Source organism: Mesorhizobium sp. M1409 (genome assembly GCF_040317535.1).
Taxonomy (GTDB): Bacteria; Pseudomonadota; Alphaproteobacteria; order Rhizobiales; family Rhizobiaceae; genus Mesorhizobium.
On sequence record NZ_JAMYKV010000002.1, the window covers coordinates 67,543 to 88,539 of the forward strand.

General features: G+C 63.9%; 18 protein-coding genes and 1 pseudogene. 16 read left to right on the forward strand and 3 right to left on the reverse strand.

The genetic code is table 11. The annotated features are described in order from the left end of the window. Nucleotides 1–127: 127 nt before the first annotated feature. Both NKG99_RS01800 and NKG99_RS01805 read left to right on the forward strand, forming a co-directional pair. Complete coding sequence (locus NKG99_RS01800) at nucleotides 128–823, forward strand: GntR family transcriptional regulator (RefSeq protein WP_352863571.1); 696 nt, start codon at nucleotides 128–130, stop codon at nucleotides 821–823. 60 nt (nucleotides 824–883) lie between these two features. Next, complete coding sequence (locus NKG99_RS01805) at nucleotides 884–1,957, forward strand: Gfo/Idh/MocA family protein (RefSeq protein WP_502913052.1); 1,074 nt, start codon at nucleotides 884–886, stop codon at nucleotides 1,955–1,957. 572 nt (nucleotides 1,958–2,529) lie between these two features. Here NKG99_RS01805 and NKG99_RS01810 read toward each other — a convergent pair. Then, nucleotides 2,530–3,201, reverse strand: a complete 672-nt coding sequence (locus NKG99_RS01810; RefSeq protein WP_352863575.1) for a GntR family transcriptional regulator — start codon at nucleotides 3,199–3,201, stop codon at nucleotides 2,530–2,532. A gap of 128 nt (nucleotides 3,202–3,329) precedes the next feature. On the opposite strand from NKG99_RS01810, the gene NKG99_RS01815 reads away from it, so the two are divergent. The 8 genes from NKG99_RS01815 (at nucleotide 3,330) to NKG99_RS01850 (ending at nucleotide 12,139) form a co-directional block, all read left to right on the forward strand. Next, nucleotides 3,330–3,917 carry an amino acid synthesis family protein gene (locus tag NKG99_RS01815; protein WP_352863577.1) on the forward strand — a complete coding sequence of 196 codons (588 nt, stop codon included), beginning with the start codon at nucleotides 3,330–3,332 and terminating at the stop codon, nucleotides 3,915–3,917. Beyond that, nucleotides 3,910–5,694, forward strand: coding sequence for an alpha/beta fold hydrolase (locus NKG99_RS01820; RefSeq protein WP_352863579.1), 1,785 nt, complete (start codon nucleotides 3,910–3,912; stop codon nucleotides 5,692–5,694). Before NKG99_RS01815 ends, NKG99_RS01820 begins: the two co-directional genes overlap by 8 nt. 5 nt (nucleotides 5,695–5,699) lie before the next feature. Then, a complete protein-coding gene (locus NKG99_RS01825; RefSeq protein ID WP_352863581.1) occupies nucleotides 5,700–6,758 on the forward strand; it encodes an LLM class flavin-dependent oxidoreductase in 1,059 nt (352 codons plus the stop codon). Further along, nucleotides 6,755–8,233 carry an aldehyde dehydrogenase gene (locus NKG99_RS01830; RefSeq protein ID WP_352863583.1) on the forward strand — a complete coding sequence of 493 codons (1,479 nt, stop codon included), beginning with the start codon at nucleotides 6,755–6,757 and terminating at the stop codon, nucleotides 8,231–8,233. The genes NKG99_RS01825 and NKG99_RS01830 overlap by 4 nt, the downstream gene beginning before the upstream one ends. A gap of 83 nt (nucleotides 8,234–8,316) precedes the next feature. Then, on the forward strand, nucleotides 8,317–9,336 hold the full coding sequence (locus NKG99_RS01835; protein ID WP_352863585.1) for an ABC transporter substrate-binding protein: 1,020 nt from the start codon (nucleotides 8,317–8,319) through the stop codon (nucleotides 9,334–9,336). A gap of 67 nt (nucleotides 9,337–9,403) precedes the next feature. Further along, the gene (locus NKG99_RS01840) at nucleotides 9,404–10,264 is read left to right on the forward strand and encodes an ABC transporter permease (protein ID WP_352863587.1); all 861 of its coding nucleotides are present in this window, start codon (nucleotides 9,404–9,406) and stop codon (nucleotides 10,262–10,264) included. Between the two features lies 1 nt (nucleotide 10,265). Continuing rightward, nucleotides 10,266–11,066, forward strand: coding sequence for an ABC transporter permease (locus NKG99_RS01845; RefSeq protein WP_352863589.1), 801 nt, complete (start codon nucleotides 10,266–10,268; stop codon nucleotides 11,064–11,066). Then, nucleotides 11,063–12,139, forward strand: coding sequence for an ABC transporter ATP-binding protein (locus NKG99_RS01850; RefSeq protein WP_352863590.1), 1,077 nt, complete (start codon nucleotides 11,063–11,065; stop codon nucleotides 12,137–12,139). The genes NKG99_RS01845 and NKG99_RS01850 overlap by 4 nt, the downstream gene beginning before the upstream one ends. Before the next feature lie 55 nt (nucleotides 12,140–12,194). On the opposite strand, the gene NKG99_RS01855 is transcribed toward NKG99_RS01850, so the two are convergent. Continuing rightward, nucleotides 12,195–12,545: a hypothetical protein gene (locus NKG99_RS01855; protein ID WP_352863591.1), complete on the reverse strand. Its 351-nt coding sequence runs from the start codon at nucleotides 12,543–12,545 to the stop codon at nucleotides 12,195–12,197. Nucleotides 12,546–13,265: 720 nt separating this feature from the next. Next, a complete protein-coding gene (locus NKG99_RS01860) occupies nucleotides 13,266–14,165 on the reverse strand; it encodes a GNAT family N-acetyltransferase (RefSeq protein ID WP_352863593.1) in 900 nt (299 codons plus the stop codon). 240 nt (nucleotides 14,166–14,405) lie between these two features. On the opposite strand from NKG99_RS01860, the gene argE reads away from it, so the two are divergent. From argE to NKG99_RS01890, 6 genes and pseudogenes are all read left to right on the forward strand, one after another. Continuing rightward, nucleotides 14,406–15,530 (forward strand): acetylornithine deacetylase, encoded by a 1,125-nt coding sequence (argE, locus tag NKG99_RS01865; protein WP_352863595.1) that lies wholly within the window; start codon nucleotides 14,406–14,408, stop codon nucleotides 15,528–15,530. A 13-nt stretch (nucleotides 15,531–15,543) separates the two neighbouring features. Next, the gene (locus NKG99_RS01870; protein WP_352863597.1) at nucleotides 15,544–16,467 is read left to right on the forward strand and encodes a 2-hydroxyacid dehydrogenase; all 924 of its coding nucleotides are present in this window, start codon (nucleotides 15,544–15,546) and stop codon (nucleotides 16,465–16,467) included. A gap of 23 nt (nucleotides 16,468–16,490) precedes the next feature. Next, complete coding sequence (locus NKG99_RS01875) at nucleotides 16,491–16,844, forward strand: cupin domain-containing protein (protein WP_352863599.1); 354 nt, start codon at nucleotides 16,491–16,493, stop codon at nucleotides 16,842–16,844. 149 nt (nucleotides 16,845–16,993) lie between these two features. After that, entirely contained in the window at nucleotides 16,994–18,457 is a 1,464-nt protein-coding gene (locus NKG99_RS01880) for an aldehyde dehydrogenase family protein (RefSeq protein WP_352863601.1), read from the forward strand. Between the two features lie 10 nt (nucleotides 18,458–18,467). After that, nucleotides 18,468–19,510, forward strand: a pseudogene (locus tag NKG99_RS01885) (tartrate dehydrogenase). Nucleotides 19,511–19,527: 17 nt separating this feature from the next. After that, complete coding sequence (locus NKG99_RS01890) at nucleotides 19,528–20,985, forward strand: NAD-dependent succinate-semialdehyde dehydrogenase (protein WP_352863603.1); 1,458 nt, start codon at nucleotides 19,528–19,530, stop codon at nucleotides 20,983–20,985. Nucleotides 20,986–20,997 lie beyond the last annotated feature (12 nt).

A 20,997-nucleotide genomic window follows, 5' to 3' on the forward strand; every position in this document is an offset into this window, starting at 1 on the left:
TGCGTAGCAGCCGTTTTGATGTAGATCAATACTGTATCAATTTTTGACACCGCCCGGAGGAACCGGGATGCGATTGGGAAGCGGGATGCAATTGACAAGGGCGGACCCCGGCCACCGATCCAGCCAGATGCGCGGCCCCCTGCCCGTGCACCTGCAGATCAGTGAGATGCTGATCCGCGAAATCGCGGCCGGACGCTTGGCCGACGGGGCGCGGCTGCCGCCCGAGCGCGAGATGGCCGGTAGCCTTGGAATCGCTGTCGGCACGCTCAGGCGCGCGCTTGCCGAACTGACCGAAAAAGGGCTTCTCGATCGCATCCAGGGGTCGGGCAACTATGTGCGGGCGCGCGGCGATCTGCTCGGCGTCTATGCCTTCTTCCGGTTGGAGCGCATCGGCGGTGGTGGCCTGCCGACAGCCGACGTGCTGTCGGTCGAGCGTCTGCCCAAACCGTCCGACTTGCCGGAATTCGGCAGTGCAGACGAAGCGCACCGCATCCGCCGCCTGCGGCGGCTCGACGGCGAGCCCGCCGCCGTCGAGGAGATTTGGCTCGACGCCAGCCGTGCCGAGTGGCTCGAGCGCGACGACCTGTCGGAATCGCTCTACCTCCATTACCGGCTCGCGCTCGGCTTCTCGATCGTTCGCGCAGAGGATCGCATCGCCGTTGCACCCGTGCCTGACTGGGCCCCGGCCGATTTCAGGCCGCTGCCTGCGACGGTCGTTGGATTCATCGAGCGCATCGCCTGGGCCGGCGACGGAGCCAGCGTGGAATTTTCCCGCAGCTGGTTCGACCCGAGCGTGGCGCGCTACGTGATACGTTTCAAATAGACCGAAGGAAGACGCTGCGTGACCAAATCATCGATCGGCTACGGCATCATCGGCTGCGGCATGATGGGCCAGGAGCACATCCGCAACATCGCCCTGCTACCGGACGCCCATGTCGCCGCGATCTTCGAACCGGACCCCGGCATGCTGGCAGCGTCGCTGGCGATGACGCCGGGCGCCCGATCGGCAGGGTCGGTCGCCGCGCTGCTGGCCATGGACGAGATCGATTGCGTTCTGATCGCCAGCCCGAACCATCGCCACCTTGCCCAGTTGGAGGAGATCGCCAAACTGCGGCCGTTGCCAGTGTTGGTGGAAAAGCCGCTCTTCACTGACGTCGCCGACGAAGGGCGGATCGCTGCGCTGAAGGCCCGGCTCCCGCTGGTCTGGGTGGCCATGGAATACCGCTATATGCCTCCGGTCGCCGCCTTCGTCGAGCAGGCCGGCGACGCCACCGGCGGCATCCGTATGCTGACCATTCGCGAGCACCGCTTCCCCTTCCTGGCCAAGGTCGGCGACTGGAACCGCTTCAACCGCAACACCGGCGGCACCTTCGTCGAAAAATGCTGCCACTTCTTCGATCTGATGCGGCTGATTCTCAAATCTGACCCTGTCCGTGTGATGGCGAGTGCGGGACAGGCCGTGAACCATCTCGACGAACGCTACGACGGCGAGACGCCGGATATTCTCGACCATGGCTACGTGCTCATCGACTTTGCCAGCGGCGCGCGCGCCATGCTGGAGCTGTGCATGTTCGCCGAGGGCAGCCGCTACCAGGAGGAACTCTCCGCCGTCGGCGGCAACGGCAAGATCGAATGCCTGGTGCCCGGACCGGCCCGCTTCTGGCCGCGGCATCTCGGCCCTGCCCCGGTGCCGCAGCTCATCGTCAGCCCGCGCAACCCGCCGGGACCGCAGGTCCTGGAAATCCCGGTCGATCCGCAGCTGCTCGCGGCAGGCGACCATAACGGCTCGACCTATTTCGAGCACGCCCGCTTTGTCGCGGCGGCGCGCGGACAGGGCAAGGTGGAGGTGACCTCGCAGGACGGCTGGTGGGCCGTCATCATGGGTCTTGCCGCCGAAATCTCCGCCCGCCAAGGCCGCGCCATCGACCTCGCCAGTGAATTCGCGCTGCCAACTTAGGGAGTGCTGCCTGGCGAGATGGCAGCCAGCGGCCACCATCATTGCACCCGGCCACGGCGAAATATTCCCACATCGTTCGTTGCTCGAATATCCGAGGGGTTCGAGTCCAAAACTCCGAGGTTGTTATGGTCATAAAACAAAATAGAATCAATAAGTTAAAGCGATGGTGGGCCCGGAGGACGTATTAAGATCGTTGATTTTATTGGTTTTTTCGAGGGCCAGAATTGGAAATCATTCCGTAGTGTTCCGTATGGTTCCACGGCTTGCGGCGTTGGCCGCCGGCGCCCACGTCCCACCCCCCAAACGCGCCAAGCGCTGCTCGATCAGAGGCACTTGTGCAGTATCTCTGTGGCGTAGGGAAATTGCCCCAACGGGCGGTCACAGACTTGAGAGTCCCACTTTGGAGTTCGCCTCTGCCCCGTAGCTTCACCCAGGTTCGGTCCGAATGTCGGTCTTGACAGGCCTTTAACCCGGCACCGATCAGCGCCTTGCGGCCAGCCATTGGGATCGTAGCGTAGCGGGCTAGGCCGGGACTTTGTATTAATGCTTGAGCTTCACAACAAAACGCACTGTCACCTCGAGCGCAACAACTGTTGCGCGATAGACCAGGCTTGTTCGACATGATGTCGGGCGGCCGCCTCGGCTTTGTCCGGGTCGCGAGACTTGATTGCGTCCATGATCGCGGTCATTTCGCCTATCGCCGGTTCCCGGCGATTGGTTGAAGTTATGGTCATCGACCGCAGTTGGTTGATGCGGACGTTCAGCCCTGTGACGATTTCCCAGGCAATGCGCTTGTCGGCCGCTTCGAACAGCGCCTCGTAGAATTTGGTCGTCGCCCGCATCACCGCGACCGGCACGCCTGAGGCCCACGCTTCGAAAAGATTGGTCAAAGCGCCGTCGAGCACGGCGATCTGGTCGTTCGTTGCCGACATGGCGCAAGCCCGCGCCGCGATGCCCTCCAGCAGCGCCCGCAGTTCATAGATCTCGTCGGTGCGGCCGAGATCCGGCTTGGCCACGGCAGGCCCATGGCCGGGTATCATCTGCACCAGGCCTTCCGCCTCCAGTTGCCGCAGGACCTCGCGCACGACCGACCGGCTGACCCCAAGCTGATCGCAAAGCGGCCGCTCGACCAGCCTTTCACCGGGCTGGAAATGGAAGCCCATGATCGCCTCGCGCATACGCTCCAGTGCCAGCGTCCGCAATGTCTTGGCAGAGCGGTCGATCCGCAGCGTATCGTCTGACATTTTCTCTCCGCTTCCTCGCGCTGCCACAAAACAGATTCCATGGCCAGTTGACAAGGTTCTTGGCGCTCCATAGCATGGTATACCATAAGATGATGGCGCGAAACTGTGCCATCCGACCGAGGATTTTGATGAAACCGGCCATTCGAAAGATCGTCACCTACATCGAGAACACGCTGATCGAAGGCGGCAAGGCCGCACCCCAGCCGCTGCGCCTGATCGGCGTCGCCGCGGTGCTGACGAACCCCTGGGCCGGCCGTGGTTTCACCGAGGATCTGTCACCGGAGATCCGCGCCGTCGCTCCCGTCCTCGGCGAACTGCTGACGCGCGAGATCATCGCCGTCGCCGGTTCGGGCGAGGCGATCGAAGGCTACGGCAAAGCCGCCATCTGCGGCACGGCGGGCGAGATCGAGCATGCATCGGCGCTGATCCATACGCTGCATTTCGGCAACCACTACCGTCGCGCGGTCGGCGCCAAGACCTATCTCGCCTTCACCAATCTGCGCGGCGGGCCGAACACGCCGATCATGATCCCGCTGATGGACAAGAACGACGAAGGCCGCCGCTCGCACTATCTGACCGTGCATTTCCAGATCGGCGACGCCCCCGCTCCCGACGAGCTTGTGGTGGCGCTTGGCGCTTCGATCGGCGGCCGCCCGCATCACCGCATCGGCGACCGCTATCAGGACATCAAGGAGGTGGGAGACCTGCATGGCTGATGCCGCCGCCCCCGCATGGATCCGGGACAAGGCTCCGGACGGCACCGGCTTCATCCGCGCCGGCTCCGGCGCGCCGGGTCTGCTCATCCACGGCGTCGGCATGAACGCGGCGATCTGGCGCGATCAGATGGCGTCGATGCAAGACCGCTACGACCTGATCGCCATCGACATGCTCGGCCACGGCAACTCGCCGCTGCCGCCGGAAAATGCCACCCTGTCGGATTTCGCCGACCAAGCGCTGCGCCTGCTCGACCATCTCGGTCTCGCCTCGGTGTCGATCGTCGGCCATTCGATGGGCGCGCTGGTCGCCCTCGAAATCGCCCTTCGCGCGCCCTCGCGCGTGCGCTCCATCGTCTGCCTCAACGCGGTCTTCCGCCGCCCCGGCGCCCTGGCGCGGTCCGTGCGCGAGCGAGCGGCGGCGCTGGGCTCACAGGGCGATGCTTCCGCCATCGCGGCAACGCTGGCCCGCTGGTTCGGCGACCCGCTGCCGGAAAGCCTGGCGGGTGCGGCGGCAACAGCTCGCGCGGCTCTTGAAGGCGTCGACCCAGAAGGCTACGCGCGCACTTATCGCCTTTTTGCCCATGCCGATGCCGAGCATGCCGCTACTCTGGCCGGGCTGGCCGTACCGGCCCTGTTCATGACCGGGTCTGACGACAGCAATTCGACTCCGGCCATGTCGGCGGCGATGGCAAGGCTCGCGCCGCACGGCCAATGCTTGGTGCTCAGCGGAGAAAGGCACATGATGGCGATAGCTTCCCCCGGAAAAGTGACTCAACACATCAGCACCTTTCTCGACGTCGAAGCTGCGGCACCGCTGGCCGATGCCACCTTCGACAGCGGCGAATTCCGGCGTGCGCTCGGCTCCTTCCTGACCGGCGTCACCATCGTCACCACGGTCAGTGCGGAAGGCGAGCCGCGCGGCTTCACCGCCAACTCCTTCACCTCGGTCTCGCTCGAACCGCCGCTGGTGCTTATCTGCATCGCTAAGAAGGCGCTGGGACACAGCGCCTTCTCGACATCGAAAGGCTTCGCGATCAACATCCTGTCGGAAAGTCAGAAAGCCCACTCCGGCATCTTTGCCTCCAAGGCCGCGGACAAGTTCGCGAGCGTGGCCTGGCAACCCGGCCAGACCGGCAATCCGCTGATCGAGGGTTCCGTCGCGGTCTTCGATTGTGCCATGCAGCAACTGGTCGACGCCGGCGATCACTCGATCCTGATCGGCCGCGTTCGCGACTTCAGTCACAACGGCGCACAGCCGCTCGGCTATTGCCGGGGCACCTATGTGACACCAGGCCTCAGCCAGGAAGCGCTGGCCGCGGCGCCGCCCGATACGGAAGTCGGCGCCATTCTCGAGAATGACGGCCGTGTGCTGTTCTTCGAAACATCCGACGGCTTCCACGAATTGCCGGCCGGGCGCGGACTGGGCACGCCGAGCGATGCGCGTAGTCTGAAGGGGCGTCTTGCCTCCAAGGCCATCGACGCGCAGCTCGGCTTCCTGTTCGCCGTCTGGGACGATGTATCAGCTCCATCGCGCACACATGTCTATTATCGCGGTACGGTCGAGGCGCCAGCCTCAGACGATCGGCAGGCCCGTCTTGTCGACATCAACCAAATCGCCGATCTCAGGATTGCCGATCCGGCGGTGCGTTCGATGCTTGGCCGCTATGTTCGCGAGCGCACGGAGGATGCGTTCGGCGTCTATGTCGGCAACGAGGTCGAAGGCGAAGTCCGGCCGCTCGCCAAGCCCTTGCCAGTTCTTCTTTCCGGTCACGGGTGACGCTGATGAAATTCTCGCTTTTCGTCCATATGGAGCGGTCGGATCTGGCAAAGCCGCATTCCGAGCTTGTCGGCGAGCTGGAAGAGCTGGTTGTGCAGGCCGAAGAGGCCGGCTTCGAGACTGCCTGGATCGGCGAGCATCACGGGATGGAATTCACCATCTCGCCGAACCCGTTCATCAACATTGCCTGGCTCGCCGCCAAGACCAAGCGCATCCGGCTTGGAACCGGAACGATCGTCGCGCCATTCTGGCACCCGATCAAACTTGCCGGCGAAGCGGCGATGGCCGACGTGATCTCTGGCGGCCGCCTCGACATCGGCATCGCGCGCGGCGCCTACGCCTACGAATACCAACGGCTTTTTCCCGGCCTCGAGGCCTGGAGCGCCGGCCAGCGCATGCGCGAGATGGTGCCGGCGGTCCGCGGCCTGTGGGATGGCGATTTCGAACTCTCCGGCGAGTTCTGGTCGTTTCCGTCGACCACCTCGTCGCCCAAGCCGTTGCAAAAACCCTATCCGCCGATCTGGGTGGCCGCGCGCGATCCGAACTCGCATGACTTCGCGGTCGCCAGCAAATGCAATGTCCAGGTAACGCCGCTGGCCTCCGGCGATGGCGAAGTGGCTAGCCTGATGGAGCGCTTCAACGCCGCCTGTGCAGCCCATCCCGACATAACGCGGCCGGAAATCATGCTGCTGATGCATACATTCGTCGCGGAGGACGCGGCCGACGCCGACCGCCTCGCGCAAGATTTGTCGCAGTTCTACTGCCAGTTCGGCGCCTGGTTCCAGAACAAGAAACCGGTGCACCAGGGCATATTGGAGCCGCTGGCCGACGACGAGATCGCGGCCATGCCGCAATATGCGCCGGACAAGATCAGGCAGAACCTCGTCATCGGCGAAGCCGACGAGGTGATAGCCAGACTGAAGGCCTACGAGGCGCTCGGCTGCGATCAGTATTCGATCTGGATCGACAGCGGCCTTTCCCATACGCGCAAGAAGAAATCGCTGCAGCTCTTCATCGACAGGGTGATGCCGGCATTTTCCGGACCGAAAGCGGGTTTGCGATGAGCACCGCTCAATTCAGGAACTACATTGACGGCAGCTTCGAGGAGGCGGCCGCGACCTTCGACAGCATCGACCCGTCGACCGGCACGGCATGGGCAAGAATGCCCGCCGCATCGTCTGATGATGTCGACCGCGCCGTCGATGCCGCTCATCGAGCGCTGCGCTCCGGCGCGTGGGCAGCGATGACGGCGACCACGCGTGGCAAGCTCCTGGTGCGGCTCGGCGATCTCGTCGCCGCTAATGCCGATCGGCTGGCGGAACTCGAGACGCGCGACACCGGCAAGATCATCCGCGAGACCCGCGCCCAGATCGCCTATGTCGGCGACTACTATCGCTATTATGGCGGGCTGGCTGACAAGCACGAAGGCTCGTTTGTTCCGATCGACAAGGCGGATATGGAGGTGACGATCAGGCCCGAGCCAATCGGCGTCGTCGCCGCCATCGTGCCGTGGAATTCGCAACTCTTCCTGTCCGCCGTCAAGCTCGGGCCCGCGCTGGCGGCCGGCTGCACCGTCGTCCTCAAGGCCTCCGAGGAAGGCCCCGCCCCGCTGCTGGCCTTCGCCGAACTCGTCCATGAGGCCGGCTTTCCCGCAGGCAGCGTCAACATCCTGACCGGCTTTGGTCATGATTGCGGTCATCGCCTGACCAGCCATCCGCTTGTCGCCCGCGTCGCCTTCACCGGCGGTCCGGCAACCGCCCGGCAGATCGTCAGGAACACGGCGGAAAACCTTGCCTTCACGACGCTCGAACTCGGCGGCAAGAGTCCGGTCGTGGTGTTTGCCGATGCCGATCTGGACAGCGCCGCCAACGCGGTCGTCGCCGGCATCTTCGCCGCCACCGGCCAGAGCTGCGTCGCCGGCTCGCGCTTGCTGGTCGAGCGTTCGGTGAAGGATGAATTCCTCGCCCGGCTCAGGCACAAGGCAGAAGCGATCCGGATCGGCGATCCGCAGGACCCCGAGACCGAAATGGGGCCGCTGGCCACCTCGCGGCAGCGCGACTGGATCGAGAAGATTGTTGCGGCAAGCCTTGCCGGAGGTGGGCGACTGGTCACCGGCGGCGAACGGCCCGCCGGCCACGACGGTGGCCTCTATTACGCACCGACGATCATCGATGCTAATGATAATACCGGCCTGCCCTGCGTGCGCGAGGAGCTGTTCGGCCCCGTGCTCAGCGTACTCGCCTTCGATACGGAAGTCGAAGCTCTGGCGCTTGCCAACGACACGCCGTTCGGCCTGGCGTCCGGCGTCTTCACCACCAATCTCGCGAAAGCCCACCGCATGGCGCGCGGCATCCATGCCGGCGTGGTCTGGGTCAACACCTACCGCGCCGTCTCGCCGCTGGTCCCGTTCGGCGGCTATGGCCAGTCAGGGCTCGGCCGCGAGGGTGGCATGGACGCGATCCGCGACTACACGCGTTCGAAGTCGGTGTGGATACGCACCTCGGACGACCCGATTCCCGATCCTTTCGTCATGCGGTAGCCGCCGCTGGCCGGGGAAACGCGATCAAGGCGAAAACGCCGGTCGCAAACAGAAAAGAACCAAAACAAACAGAGGAGAACGACATGAAACTGATCATCACCGGCATTCTGGCCGGATTTCTGGCAACGACAGTTCTGGCAACGACGGCCGCACAGGCCGAGGACATGGTGTTCACGTCCTGGGGCGGGACGACCCAGGAAGCGCAGACCAAAACCTGGGCCGAACCGTTCGCGGCCGCATCCGGCATCAAGGTCATGCAGGACGGCCCGACCGACTACGGCAAGCTGAAGGCCATGGTCGACGCCGGCAGCGTCAACTGGGATGTCGTCGACGTCGAAATGGATTTCGCCATCAAGGCGGCCAAGGACGGCCTGCTCGAGCCGATCGATTTCACCGCCGTGCCGAAGGCCGACCTCGATCCGCGCTTCACCACCGAACACGCCGTCGGCAGCTTCTACTATTCCTTCGTGCTCGCCTGGAACAAGGGCGCCGTTTCGGGCGACCCGGCCGGCTGGGCCGACATGTTCGACACCAAGAAATTCCCGGGCAAGCGCACCTTTTACAAATGGTCGGCGCCCGGCGTCATCGAGATCGCGCTGCTCGCTGACGGCGTTCCCGCCGACAAGCTCTATCCGCTCGATCTCGACCGCGCCTTCAAGAAGCTCGACACCATCAAGTCGGACATCGTCTGGTGGGGCGGCGGCGCGGAGTCGCAACAGTTGATCGCCTCCGGCGAAGCGACGTTCGGCCAGCTGTGGAACGGCCGCGTCTTTGCACTGGAGAAGGATGGCGCCGATGTCGGCGTCTCCTGGAACCAGAACCTGACAGCGGCTGACGTTCTGGTGGTGCCGAAGGGCGCCAAGAACAAGGATGCGGCAATGAAGTTCCTGGCCGCGGCAAGCAGCCCGACCGGCCAGGCGAAATTCGCCGCAGCCAGCGGCTATGCGCCTGTTAACACCAAGGCCAAGGCCGAAATGGCGGCGGACGTCGTGAAGTCGCTGCCCGACGCCCATGTCGAAGGGCAGATCAATCTCGACATGAACTATTGGGCCGAAAATCGCGACGCCATCGCGACGCGCTGGTACGCCTGGCAGGCGAAGTAGCGCCGGCTGCCGCAACAGAACGGGACGAGGCGGCTCCAGCTGTCTCGTTCCACAAAAGGTTCCCGCCATGTCGGTCGAAACGCGTCAGAGCTTTGGAACAGTCAGGATGCCGGCAGGCTTCAGTGGCCTGCTGCCGGCGCTGATCCTGATCGCGTTGTTTTTCGTCGTCCCGGTGCTGGCCCTGCTGTTGCGCAGCATCACCGAGCCGGCGCCCAGCCTGCAGAACTACGCGACGCTGCTGGGCGACGGCACTTATGCCAGGGTGTTCTTCAACACCTTCCTGGTCGCGGCGGTCGTTACTGCCGTTACCGTCCTCGTCGCTTTTCCGGTCGCGTGGATGCTGGCGATCATGCCGGCGGCGCTGGCCTCGATCGTCTTCGGCGTCATCATCCTGTCGATGTGGACCAATCTGCTCACCCGCACCTATGCCTGGATGGTGCTGCTGCAGCGCACCGGCGTCATCAACCGGACGCTGATCGCCACCGGGATCATCGACCAGCCGCTGCCGCTCATCAACAATCTCACCGGCGTCACCATCGGCATGGTCTACATCATGCTGCCGTTCATGATCCTGCCGTTGGTCGGCAGCTTGCGGGCGATCGACCCGATGACGCTGCGTGCCGCAGCATTGTGCGGCGCCAGCCCCTTCCAGGCCTTCCGCCGCATCCTTTTGCCGCTGTCGCTGCCCGGCATCGCCGCCGGCGGGCTGATGGTGTTCGTCATGTCGCTTGGCTATTTCGTCACGCCGGCGCTGCTCGGCGGCACGTCGAACATGATGCTGGCCGAAATGATTGCGCAGATGATCCAGTCGCTGCTCAATTGGGGGCTCGGCAGCGCCGCCGCCTTCATCCTGCTTGTCGTCACCATGGCGCTCTACGCGCTGCAGCTGCGCCTCGTCGGCGCCCGGCGCGTGACGGGAGGCGTCTGAGATGCTGCTCGACTATGACCGCATGGGTTGGCTGAAAATTGCGCTGCTCGGCTTCACGGTACTGGTCGCCGGCTTCCTGCTCCTGCCGGTGGTCTTTATCGTTCTGCTGTCGTTCGGATCGTCGCGCTGGCTGGCGTTTCCGCCACCCGGCTGGACGCTGAAATGGTACCAGGAACTGTTTGCCGATCCGGCCTGGCTGGAGGCGGCGCTGACCAGCGCCCGCATCGCCACCATGACGGCGATCCTCGCCGTGGCAATCGGCCTGCTCGCCTCCTTTGCGCTGGTTCGCGGCCAGTTTCGGGGCCGTGAAATCCTGCGCGGCCTGCTTCTGACGCCGATGGTCCTGCCGGTCGTGGTCTTCGCCATCGCCATCTACGCCTTCTTTTTGCGCCTTGGCCTTGGCGGCACCACGATCGGCTTCGTCATCGCCCACACGGTGCTGGCGCTGCCCTTCGCCATCATCCCGATCGCCACAGCGCTGGAAGGCTTCGACAAGTCGATCGAGGACGCAGCGATCGTCTGCGGCGCCAGCCCGCTCGAGGCAAAGCTCCGGATCACCTTGCCGTCAATCCGGATCGGGATCTTTTCCGCCGCCATCTTTGCCTTCCTCGCCTCCTGGGATGAAGTCGTCGTCGCCATCTTCATGGCCAGCCCGACCTTGCAGACCTTGCCGGTCAAGATCTGGGGCAGTCTGCGGTCGGATTTGAGCCCAGTCGTCGCCGCCGCCTCCAGCCTGCTTGTCGGTCTGACACTTGCCTTGATGGTGGTGACGGCACTGCTGCGCCGAAAGTTCCAGACATGACCCAGCCCTTCCTTTCCATCCGCAAATTGCGCAAGGCGTTCGGCGCGTTCACCGCGGTGCATGACGTCACCCTCGAGATACCCAGGGGCGAATTCCTGACCTTTCTCGGACCGTCGGGCTCGGGAAAATCGACCACGCTCTATGCCATTGCTGGCTTCCAGGACCCGAGCTCCGGCGACGTACAGCTGGAAGGCAAGTCGCTGCTCGCAGTGCCGTCGCACAAGCGCAACATCGGCATGGTGTTCCAGCGCTACACGCTGTTTCCGCATCTGACAGTGGCCGAAAACATCGCCTTCCCGCTGCGGGTTCGCCGCCGGCCTGATGCCGAGGTGAAGAAGAAGGTCGCCGACATGCTGGCGCTGGTGCGGCTGGAGAGCTTCGCCGCGCGATTGCCCGGCGCGCTGTCAGGCGGCCAGCAGCAGCGCGTCGCGCTGGCGCGGGCGCTGGCCTACGATCCGCCGATCCTGTTGATGGATGAGCCGCTTTCGGCGCTCGACAAGAAGCTGCGCGAGGAGATACAGGCCGAGATCCGCCGCATCCACCGCGAGACCGGCGTCACCATCCTCTACGTCACCCATGACCAGGAAGAGGCGCTGCATCTGTCGGACCGTATCGCCCTGTTCAAAGACGGTCGCATCGAGCAGACCGGCACCGGCGAGGACCTCTATCTCAGGCCCGCGACCGACTTCGTCGCCGGCTTCATAGGCAATTCGAACTTTTTGGCCGCCGAACATCTCGAAACCATCGATGGAGCGGCAACGATCCGGCTCGCAGACGGTTCGGTCGTCTCCGGCGTCAGCGTCAACCGCGCTTTCGACAAGGGTCAAAAAACCCGACTGATGATCCGGCCGGAGGCGTTCGGCATGAGGCGAAAGCCGATGAGTGCGGAACTCAATGTCGAGATCGTCGATGTCGCATTCTATGGCGAGCGCCGGCGCATCGTCGCGCGCACCGCCAACGGACAGGAAGTCGACATCAGGCCGACGTCGACCGCCATGCAATCGCACGACGCAACGCAACGTCATCGGCACGTGTTTTTCGATCCGGCCGCCGCGTTCCTGTTTCCGGCCTGAGTTTTCCAAAAGTGGGTCAAGGTAACAATCTGTTCCAGATCGCAGATACGCGACTTTACACGTAGAAGACAGGATGCCAGCTGCCGTCTCGATGGCAGTGTGCGTGTGGCACCTGCGAACCGCGAATGATACACCTCTGACCGTGCGCATCACCGACCTTGTGCGGTTGAACCCTTCTGCTGCTCGGATAGCAATTGAGTTGCGGACTCAGCTTACGCACCCGCTCACTGAACCACGGCGCGCTTGCGTAGGCCATCATTGCGGCCCGCTGCTGCGAACGCTGGCATTTGAGTTCGAGGAGGTCTTCCATCCCCCATTTTGATCCCTCGGCGACTTCGATCGAGATAAGTCGGGTGTTGATGCCAACCATCAAGGCGCGTGGCATCGAGTCATGATCGCTCGCCATGTCACGCCGCTCGCATCATTGGCACGACCTGGAGCTTCGCAACAGCGGCGGCCGCCAAGCATCGGCGATTTTCGGATCCCCTAGCCCCGGCAGCGTTCCAGACGGCATATTGCGCGACTTTGAAACGCCTCTGCTCTCGATTCGCTCGCACGGACAGGAGGGCTGCGTCTGATCATTTGCCCGCGAGTTCAATCACTGTCGTTGCGACGCCAAACGATCTAAGCCACCCGCTAACTACTGGATCCGGCGTGCCTGGGCGGTCCCCCTTCAGTCTTTCATGACTCTTGAGACTGGTATCTATCACGAAGCTCCCACCACTCTCATGTTGTGGAATTTTCGATTTTCGAAGAGACCCGAAGGGGTGCGAGTCCAAAATGCAAAGGCAAGGCAAGTAAAAAAGATAAATAATTCAAACGCTTGTCGTTCTGGGTGGGCCCGGAGGACGTACGAAAACTGTTGATTTCATTGAGTTTTTCGTGGGCCAGAATCAGAAGTCTTCCCGTATCGTTCCGTATGGTTTCGCGACGCTTTCATCGTCCAAACTTGACTAGATATGCGCCACATTGATGCGCGCCTGCCTTGGGTAACTCCGAAGGCTGTGACAATCCGCTTTGGTCTCATGCGTTCGGTCCAGCATAGCTGCAGAAACCGTACTTCTCTTAGCGCCACAAGAGTGTCTGCAAGGGCGTGGACAGCTGCGCCTGGCTGCGTACTGGACTACTACCCGAGAGTCTGACTGGCGAGGGCGTAGGTCATCGGTGTGGCTGCGCCGCCGACGAAAAAATCGGCGAAGCGTTTGCCCATCGACATGGTCAGCACCGTGTCGAAAACCGGCATTCCGCTGTGCGACAGAAAGGCGGCGAACTCGCCATTGTCCATGTGGGTGTCGATCCGCAGGAAAGACCCCGAATGGTCGGCCACGTGTGGCTGGACAACCGCTACCGCCTCGGCGTCGCTTTCCGCCACGACCGGCCCCACGACGTGGCCCCGCCCGAACGGTCGACAGAGCGCGAACGCGTTCAGCTTGTCATCTTTGAAAAGACCATAACCGGCCGAGTGCGTGAAAAGCCTTTCGATGAGTGCCGCCCGCCTCACGCCAGATCCTGCCGCGTCGAGTGCGATAGCTGCTGGAATATCCCCTGCGCCCAAGGTCCTGACATCGCGTATGTCTCCCGGGCTACCCGTCGTCTCCAGGCGGGCGATGCCCTGGCATTGATAGACAGTCTTCTCCGGCTGGAAGTCGAGCGAGAGATAGAGCCGCCTTGCCGCCCTGGTCGCATTGAGGCGCAAGTCGCGGCCGGCTACCCTGTCGAAGACCCGCTTCATCAGCCATTGCCCCGCACCCAGCGTCTGGAGCCGCGGCGAGGTGATGACCATGCCCACGGTTGCGAAATCCGTGCCATGCGCGAACCACATGGCCGAGCCAAGAACCCGGCCGATCTCGTCGAGCGCCACGAACCCCTCTCCCGATTGGCGCAGGAATTGCCAATCCTCGGCGCGATGCGGCCATCCCACGGAGAGTGAGAGTGCGTGCAACCGGTCAAGATCGACGCCTTCGATGCCGTCGATGCGCATCGAGAAAGTATCGATTTTCAAGCTCTCGGAAGGCTTCAAGTCCATGCCCCTGAAAGATTACAACGAGGGAGGGCGACCTATTGGCGACCGCCTACTGTCCCGCCAACGCTAAACAAGCAGCCCGGTACGATTTGCTCGAAAGCCGCGCGCCAACGCAAGATTCGACTGAAACACTTCCGCTTTCGGCACGCAATCGCGAAAGAACGCGCACACTCTCTCTGGAAATCTAGCAGCATATGGTCGACGGCACCGATCCGGCGAACCCGAAATGTTTTGAGGGCTGGAATGGACGTCTTCGACATCCTCGATCGTCTCGTCGCCTTTCCATCGGTCGCTGGCAGGCCGAACGGCGATATCGCCAGTTGGATCGCGAGCTATCTCGCGGAACACGGAACCCAGGTCACCGTACTTCCAGGGCCGGAAGGCGATCGTTCCAATCTTTTCGCGACGATCGGCCCCGCCGATGTCCCGGGCTACATCCTATCCGGTCACATGGACGTCGTCCCCGCCAGTGAGCCGCAATGGAGTTCGAGCCCTTTCGCGCTACGCCGGGAGGGCGAACGGCTCTACGGACGCGGCACCACGGACATGAAAGGGTTTCTTGCCGCGGCACTCGCGGCCGTGCCCACGCTGGCGGGACTGCGCCTCGCCAGGCCAATCCACCTCGCCTTCTCCTATGACGAGGAGGTGGGATGCCGCGGCGTGCCGCATTTGATCGCCCGCCTTCCTGAGCTTTGCGCAAAGCCGCTCGGCGTCATTGTCGGCGAGCCGAGCGGTATGCGCGCCGTGCGCGGCCACAAGGGCAAGGCGGCCGCCCGCGTGATTGTCAACGGGCGCTCCGGCCATTCCTCCCGACCCGACCTTGGGCTCAACGCCATCCATGCCATGGCCGATGCGCTGAACGCAGCCGTGAACGAGGCCGAACGGCTGACGCACGGTCCGTTCGACCCTGCCTTCGAGCCGCCCTATTCCTCGCTGCAAGCGGGCGTGATGGCTGGCGGACATCAGGTCAACATCGTCCCCGACACCTGCACGCTGGACCTGGAGGCACGCGCCATACCTGGCGTCGACCCGGCAAGCCTGCTGGCGCCTGTAAGGGCGCGCGCAGAGGCCCTTGCGGCCGATGGCTTTCGCATCGAGTGGACACCGATGAGCGCCTATCCGGCGCTGTCGCTGCCGCAGGATGCGCCACTTGCGGGACTGCTGCACGCCTTGACCGGCGAGGTGCCGCTTGCCGCCGTCAGCTACGGTACGGAGGCCGGACTTTACCAGGCCGCTGGGTTCGATGCGATCATCTGCGGCCCCGGCGACATCGACCGCGCCCACAAACCGGATGAGTACATTTTCACCAGCGAACTCGCCGTCTGCCAGCGATTGATCGAGGTGCTGGGCGCCCGTTGCGCGGCTTGAAGGGGAAAGCGGAATGACATTCCTGTTCAATTCCGATGCGCGCCGCGGGACGATCTTCGCCGATGCCTTCGCGAGAGAACTGCCGGACGTCCCCTTCACGATGAATGCCGCAACGGTCGATCCCGACGCCGTGCGTTACCTGATCAGCTGGACGGTGCCGGATAACCTCGCCCGTTATAGGAATCTGGAAATCCTGTTTTCGATTGGCGCCGGCGTCGACCAGCTTCGCCTCGATGCGGTGCCTGCGAACGTTAAGATCGTGCGCATGATCGAGGAAGGCATCGTGCGCATGATGCAGGAATATGTGACGCTTGCCGTGCTTGCCCTCCACCGCAACCTGCCGGCCTATCTGGCGCAGCAGCGCGCCGGCGAATGGGCGGATATCGCGCAGCTCCCGGCCGTGTCGCGCCGGGTCGGCGTGCTCGGCCTCGGGCAGCTCGGCCAAGCCGTCCTCGACCGCCTGAAGCCCTTCGGCTTCCCGCTCGCCGGATGGAGCCGCGAGCCGCGGCAGATCGAGGGTGTGGCCTGTCATCATGGAAAGCTTGGACTGAAGGAGATGCTCGCTGCCAGCGACATACTGATCTGCTTGCTGCCGCTGACGGGAGACACGCGCGGTTTGCTCAATGCCGGCCTGTTTGCGAAGCTGCCCAAGGGCGCAGCGCTCGTCCACACCGGCCGGGGGCCGCAGCTCGACCATGAAGCCCTTCTCGCCGCGCTCGACAGCGGCCATCTGTCGGCGGCGATGATCGACGTGACCGATCCTGAACCGCTGCCTCCGAGCCATCCGTTCTGGTTGCATCCGAAGATCATTCTGACCCCGCATGTCGCCAGCGTCACCCAGCCGGCGACCGCTGCGCCCGCCGTTATCGACAACATCAGGCGCCACCGCGCGGGCCTCGATCTCATCGGGCTCGTCGACCGATTGCGCGGTTATTGAAATCCAACCCGAAAGGCCATTCCTTGTCCCTACTCAAGACCGTCGATACCAACCCAGACTTCACCCCGCGCGAATCCAAGGCGCTGCCCGAACGACGAATTGCCGGCGACCCCGCCTTCAAGACCTGGGCACAGGACGCCGCCAAGGGCGACCTTGTCCGTACCGGCGTCTGGGAGGCGACGCCGGGGGAGACGCGCTCGATCAAGGGCGACACGTTCGAGTTCTGCCACATCCTCTCCGGCGTGATCGAAATCACGCCCGATGGCGGCGAGACGATGACCTACCGCGCCGGCGACAGCTTCGTAATGAAGCCCGGCTTCACCGGTATCTGGAAGACCATCCAAACGGTGCGCAAGATCTACGTGACGGTCGGATAACGGAACCCGCGTGAGGTGCCTGCATGCGCGGAAGATTTTGCCGTCTCGCGTGCCTGGCACGCAACATTCGGCGGCGGCGGATCGCCGAACAGCGCATGCTGCGTGCCAGCACGCGCTAGGCTCCAGCCGATGCCGCAGAGTGGTTGTCGATGAGCCTGAGCTTCGATCCCAATACAATCCGCCTCCCCGTCGGCCACTTCATCGGCGGGGAACTGATCCCGGCCGAGGGTGGGATCGAAATGCGCCGCCCGTCGGATGGCAAGTCATACACGGCCTGCCCAGTGGCTGGCGTAGACGTCGTCGACCGTGCGGTGGAAAGCGCCAAGGTGGCGCTGAAGACCAGCAACTGGGGCGGCGTCCGGCCACGCGAGCGCACCAGGGCGCTCCAGGCTTGGGCTGACCTGATCGAGGCGGAAGCCGAAACGCTGGCCAGGATCGAGGCGCTGTGCTCGACGCGGCCCGTAGGCCAGCTCGTCGCCGGCGATATCGCCATAACCGCCGAGCAGATACGCTTCTTTGCCGAGTTCGCCGACAAGGAAGGCAGCGAGCTTGTGCCCACCGACGATGCCAATCTCGGCATGATCATGAGCGAGCCCTATGGCGTGGTCGGCGCGATCACGCCCTGGAATTTTCCTGTCTCGATGGCCGGCTGGAAGCTCGGTCCTGCGCTGGCCGCCGGCAATGCGGTTGTGCTGAAGCCTTCGGAAATGACCCCCTTTTCGACAGTCTATATCGCGCAGCTTGCCGTTAAGGCCGGTCTGCCCGTCGGGCTCATCAACGTGGTCTTGGGTGACGGTCCAACGACAGGCACGGCGCTGACCGGCCATCCCGAGATCGCCAAGGTCTCCTTCACCGGCTCGACCCGCGCCGGATCGGCGATCATGGAGAATGTCGCCCGCACCGGCGTCAAGCCGATGACGCTGGAGCTCGGCGGCAAGAGCCCGCAGATCGTCTTTGCCGATGCCGATCTGGACAAGGCGGCGACGGCCATCGCCGGCAGCGTCACCTTCAATGCCGGCCAGGCCTGTGTGGCCGGCACACGCCTGATCGTCGAGAAGAGAGTCGCCGACAGGCTGACGGCCGCCATCCTGGAGCGGATGAAGGCGGCCCGACCCGGGCCGACCTGGGACGAGACGACGCAGTATTCGCCCATCATCTCGGAACGGCAGTGGGCGCGCATCGACAGCATCGTGCGAGCCGCGGTCGAGGCCGGCGCCGAATGCCTGACCGGTGGCAACGTCATGGACAGCCCCGGCTATTTCTACGAGCCGACGCTGATCGCCAATGTCGATCAGGCCAATCCTGCAATCATCGAGGAGATCTTCGGCCCGGTCCTGACCGTGCAGACCTTCGAGACCGAGGAAGAGGCGCTGGCGCTGGCCAGCCATCCGACTTACGGGCTGGCTTCCGGCCTGTTCACCACCGACCTCTCGCGCACCATCCGCTTCGCACGCAAGCTCGAAGCGGGCACCGTCTGGGTCAACCGCTACAGCCGCTCGCGCGACCATATCCTGCCGACCGGCGGCTACAAGCGCTCCGGCATCGGCAAGGACCTCGGCCGCGACGCGTATCTTGCCAACCGCAGGACCAAGAGCGTCCTGATCAGCCTGTGAAGAGATGCCGATGAAGTCCTACTCGATCGCCCTGATCCCCGGTGACGGCATCGGCCGCGATGTCACCACCGCCGCCTGGACGGTGCTGGAGACGGCGGCCAGACATGCCGGCTTTGCCCTGACGGGTACGGAGTTCCCCTGGTCCTGTAAATTCTACAAGGATACCGGCCGCATGATGCCCGAGGATGGCATCGAGACGTGCGCGGCTTCGACGCCATCCTTCTCGGCGCGGTCGGCTGGCCGGCGGAAGTGCCGGATTCCGTCTCGCTCCACGGTCTGCTGCTGCCGATCCGCAAGGCATTCGTGCAATATGCCAACATCCGGCCGCACCGTCTGCTGCCGGGTGTGACAGGGCCGCTGCGGGCCGAGAGCTTCGACATATTGTGCATCCGCGAGAACACCGAAGGCGAATATTCGGGCGCCGGCGGGCGCGTGCATCAAGGCACGCTGAACGAGGTCGCTGTGGAGACCTCGATCTTCACCCGCGCCGGCGTCGAGCGCATCCTGCGCTTCGGCTTCGAGCAGGCGCGGACGCGGCGGCGCAAACTTGCCTCCGTCACGAAATCCAACGCGCAGAAATACTCGATGGTGTTCTGGGACGAGATCACGCGAAAGCTGGAGGCGGACTATCCTGATGTCGCAGTGACCAGCTATCATGTCGACGCGCTCGCCGCGCGCATGATCATGGCGCCGGGGAGCCTCGACGTGGTCGTCGCCTCCAATCTGTTCGGCGACATCCTGACCGATATCGGCGCGGCGATCCAGGGCGGGCTCGGCTTCGCCGCCTCCGCCAACATCAATCCCGACCGCTCGGCGCCGTCCATGTTCGAGCCGGTGCATGGCTCCGCGCCCGACATCGCCCATCTCGGCATCGCCAACCCGATCGCCACCATATGGTCCGGCGCCATGATGCTCGATCATCTCGGCGAAAAGGCCGCCGCCGGCCGGGTTATGCAAGCGATCGAAGCGACAACCGCGCGCGGCATTGGAACAACTCCCGGCAAAGACGGCACGAAAGCCATCACAGCCGCCATCGTCGCGGCGCTCACCTGATTGCAAGGTCGTATCCGATGAAAAGCCTGAAAGACAAAAATCTGTTCCGCGAAGCCGGCCTGATTGCCGGTAACTGGATTGCTGCCGGCTCCGGAAAAACGGTCGATGTCCTGGATCCGGCGACCCAGTCGCCGATCGGCACAGTGCCCGACATGGCCGGTCCGGAGACCCGCGCGGCGATAGAGGCCGCGGCTTCCGCCTTTGGCGACTGGAGGAAGAAAACCAACGCCGAACGCGCTTCGCTGCTGGAAGCATGGCATGGCCTGATGCTCGCGCATCTGGACGATCTGGCGCTGATCCTGACGACCGAACAGGGCAAGCCACTGGACGAGGCCAAAGGCGAGATCCGTTACGGCGCATCCTTCGTCAAATGGTTCGCCGAGGAAGCGCGCCGCATAAACGGCCACACCATCCCCTCGCCCACGCCAGACCGGCGCATCATCGTGCTTAAGGAACCCGTCGGGGTTTGCGGCATCATCACGCCGTGGAACTTTCCCAACGCGATGATCACCCGCAAGGTCGCGCCGGCGCTGGCCGCCGGCTGCACGGTGGTCATCAAGCCGTCCGAGTTCACGCCCTATTCGGCGCTGGCGCTTGGCGTACTCGCCGAACGCGCGGGCATTCCCGCGGGCGTCATCAACATCGTCACCGGCATGCCGCCCGAGATCGGCAACGAGATCATGGCGAACGAGACCGTTCGCAAGATCTCTTTCACCGGCTCGACGCGGGTCGGTTCGCTGCTGATGCGCGGCGCCGCCGACAGCGTGAAGCGGCTCAGCCTCGAACTCGGCGGCAACGCCCCCTTCATCGTCTTCGACGACGCCGATCTCGATCTCGCCATCGAGGGCGCGCTCGTCTCGAAGTTCCGCAATGGCGGCCAGACCTGCGTCTGCGCCAATCGCATCCTCGTCCAGGCCGGTGTCTACGAAACCTTCGCCAGGAAGCTCACCGCCCGCGTCAACGCCATGACGGTCGGACCCGGCACACAGCCCGGCGTCGCCATCGGGCCGATGATCAACATGGCGGCGGTCGAGAAAATCAACCGCCACGTCGAGGATGCGCTGGCCAAAGGTGCAAAGATCATCACGGACCGGCCGGCCTTGCCTGGCGGTCCGCAATATGTCGCGCCGCTGGTGCTGACCGGCGCCACAAAAGAGATGCAGCTTGCCGGTGAGGAAACGTTCGGTCCGGTCGCGCCGCTTTTCCGTTTCGAGACGGAAGAAGAGGCGATCGCGCTGGCCAATGGCACGCCCTACGGGCTTGCCTCCTACTTCTACACCGAGAACCTGAAACGCGCCTGGCGCGTCGGCGAGGCACTGGAGTTCGGCATGGTGGGGCTCAACACCGGCTCGGTCTCGATCGAGGTGGCCCCCTTCGGCGGCGTCAAGCAGTCCGGACTCGGGCGCGAGGGCGCGCAGGCCGGCATCGAGGAATATCTCGAGATGAAGAGTTTTCATATGGGCGGGCTGGGCTGAGATCCAGCCGCC

What these genes read in the sequence shown, in the direction of transcription:
- NKG99_RS01800 (WP_352863571.1), top strand. Translation starts at nt 128, where the DNA reads ATGCGCGGCCCCCTGCCCGTGCACCTGCAGATCAGTGAGATGCTGATC.
- NKG99_RS01805 (WP_502913052.1), top strand. Translation starts at nt 884, where the DNA reads ATGATGGGCCAGGAGCACATCCGCAACATCGCCCTGCTACCGGACGCC.
- NKG99_RS01810 (WP_352863575.1), bottom strand. Translation starts at nt 3,201, where the DNA reads ATGTCAGACGATACGCTGCGGATCGACCGCTCTGCCAAGACATTGCGG.
- NKG99_RS01815 (WP_352863577.1), top strand. Translation starts at nt 3,330, where the DNA reads ATGAAACCGGCCATTCGAAAGATCGTCACCTACATCGAGAACACGCTG.
- NKG99_RS01820 (WP_352863579.1), top strand. Translation starts at nt 3,910, where the DNA reads ATGGCTGATGCCGCCGCCCCCGCATGGATCCGGGACAAGGCTCCGGAC.
- NKG99_RS01825 (WP_352863581.1), top strand. Translation starts at nt 5,700, where the DNA reads ATGAAATTCTCGCTTTTCGTCCATATGGAGCGGTCGGATCTGGCAAAG.
- NKG99_RS01830 (WP_352863583.1), top strand. Translation starts at nt 6,755, where the DNA reads ATGAGCACCGCTCAATTCAGGAACTACATTGACGGCAGCTTCGAGGAG.
- NKG99_RS01835 (WP_352863585.1), top strand. Translation starts at nt 8,317, where the DNA reads ATGAAACTGATCATCACCGGCATTCTGGCCGGATTTCTGGCAACGACA.
- NKG99_RS01840 (WP_352863587.1), top strand. Translation starts at nt 9,404, where the DNA reads ATGTCGGTCGAAACGCGTCAGAGCTTTGGAACAGTCAGGATGCCGGCA.
- NKG99_RS01845 (WP_352863589.1), top strand. Translation starts at nt 10,266, where the DNA reads ATGCTGCTCGACTATGACCGCATGGGTTGGCTGAAAATTGCGCTGCTC.
- NKG99_RS01850 (WP_352863590.1), top strand. Translation starts at nt 11,063, where the DNA reads ATGACCCAGCCCTTCCTTTCCATCCGCAAATTGCGCAAGGCGTTCGGC.
- NKG99_RS01855 (WP_352863591.1), bottom strand. Translation starts at nt 12,545, where the DNA reads ATGGCGAGCGATCATGACTCGATGCCACGCGCCTTGATGGTTGGCATC.
- NKG99_RS01860 (WP_352863593.1), bottom strand. Translation starts at nt 14,165, where the DNA reads ATGGACTTGAAGCCTTCCGAGAGCTTGAAAATCGATACTTTCTCGATG.
- argE (WP_352863595.1), top strand. Translation starts at nt 14,406, where the DNA reads ATGGACGTCTTCGACATCCTCGATCGTCTCGTCGCCTTTCCATCGGTC.
- NKG99_RS01870 (WP_352863597.1), top strand. Translation starts at nt 15,544, where the DNA reads ATGACATTCCTGTTCAATTCCGATGCGCGCCGCGGGACGATCTTCGCC.
- NKG99_RS01880 (WP_352863601.1), top strand. Translation starts at nt 16,994, where the DNA reads ATGAGCCTGAGCTTCGATCCCAATACAATCCGCCTCCCCGTCGGCCAC.
- NKG99_RS01890 (WP_352863603.1), top strand. Translation starts at nt 19,528, where the DNA reads ATGAAAAGCCTGAAAGACAAAAATCTGTTCCGCGAAGCCGGCCTGATT.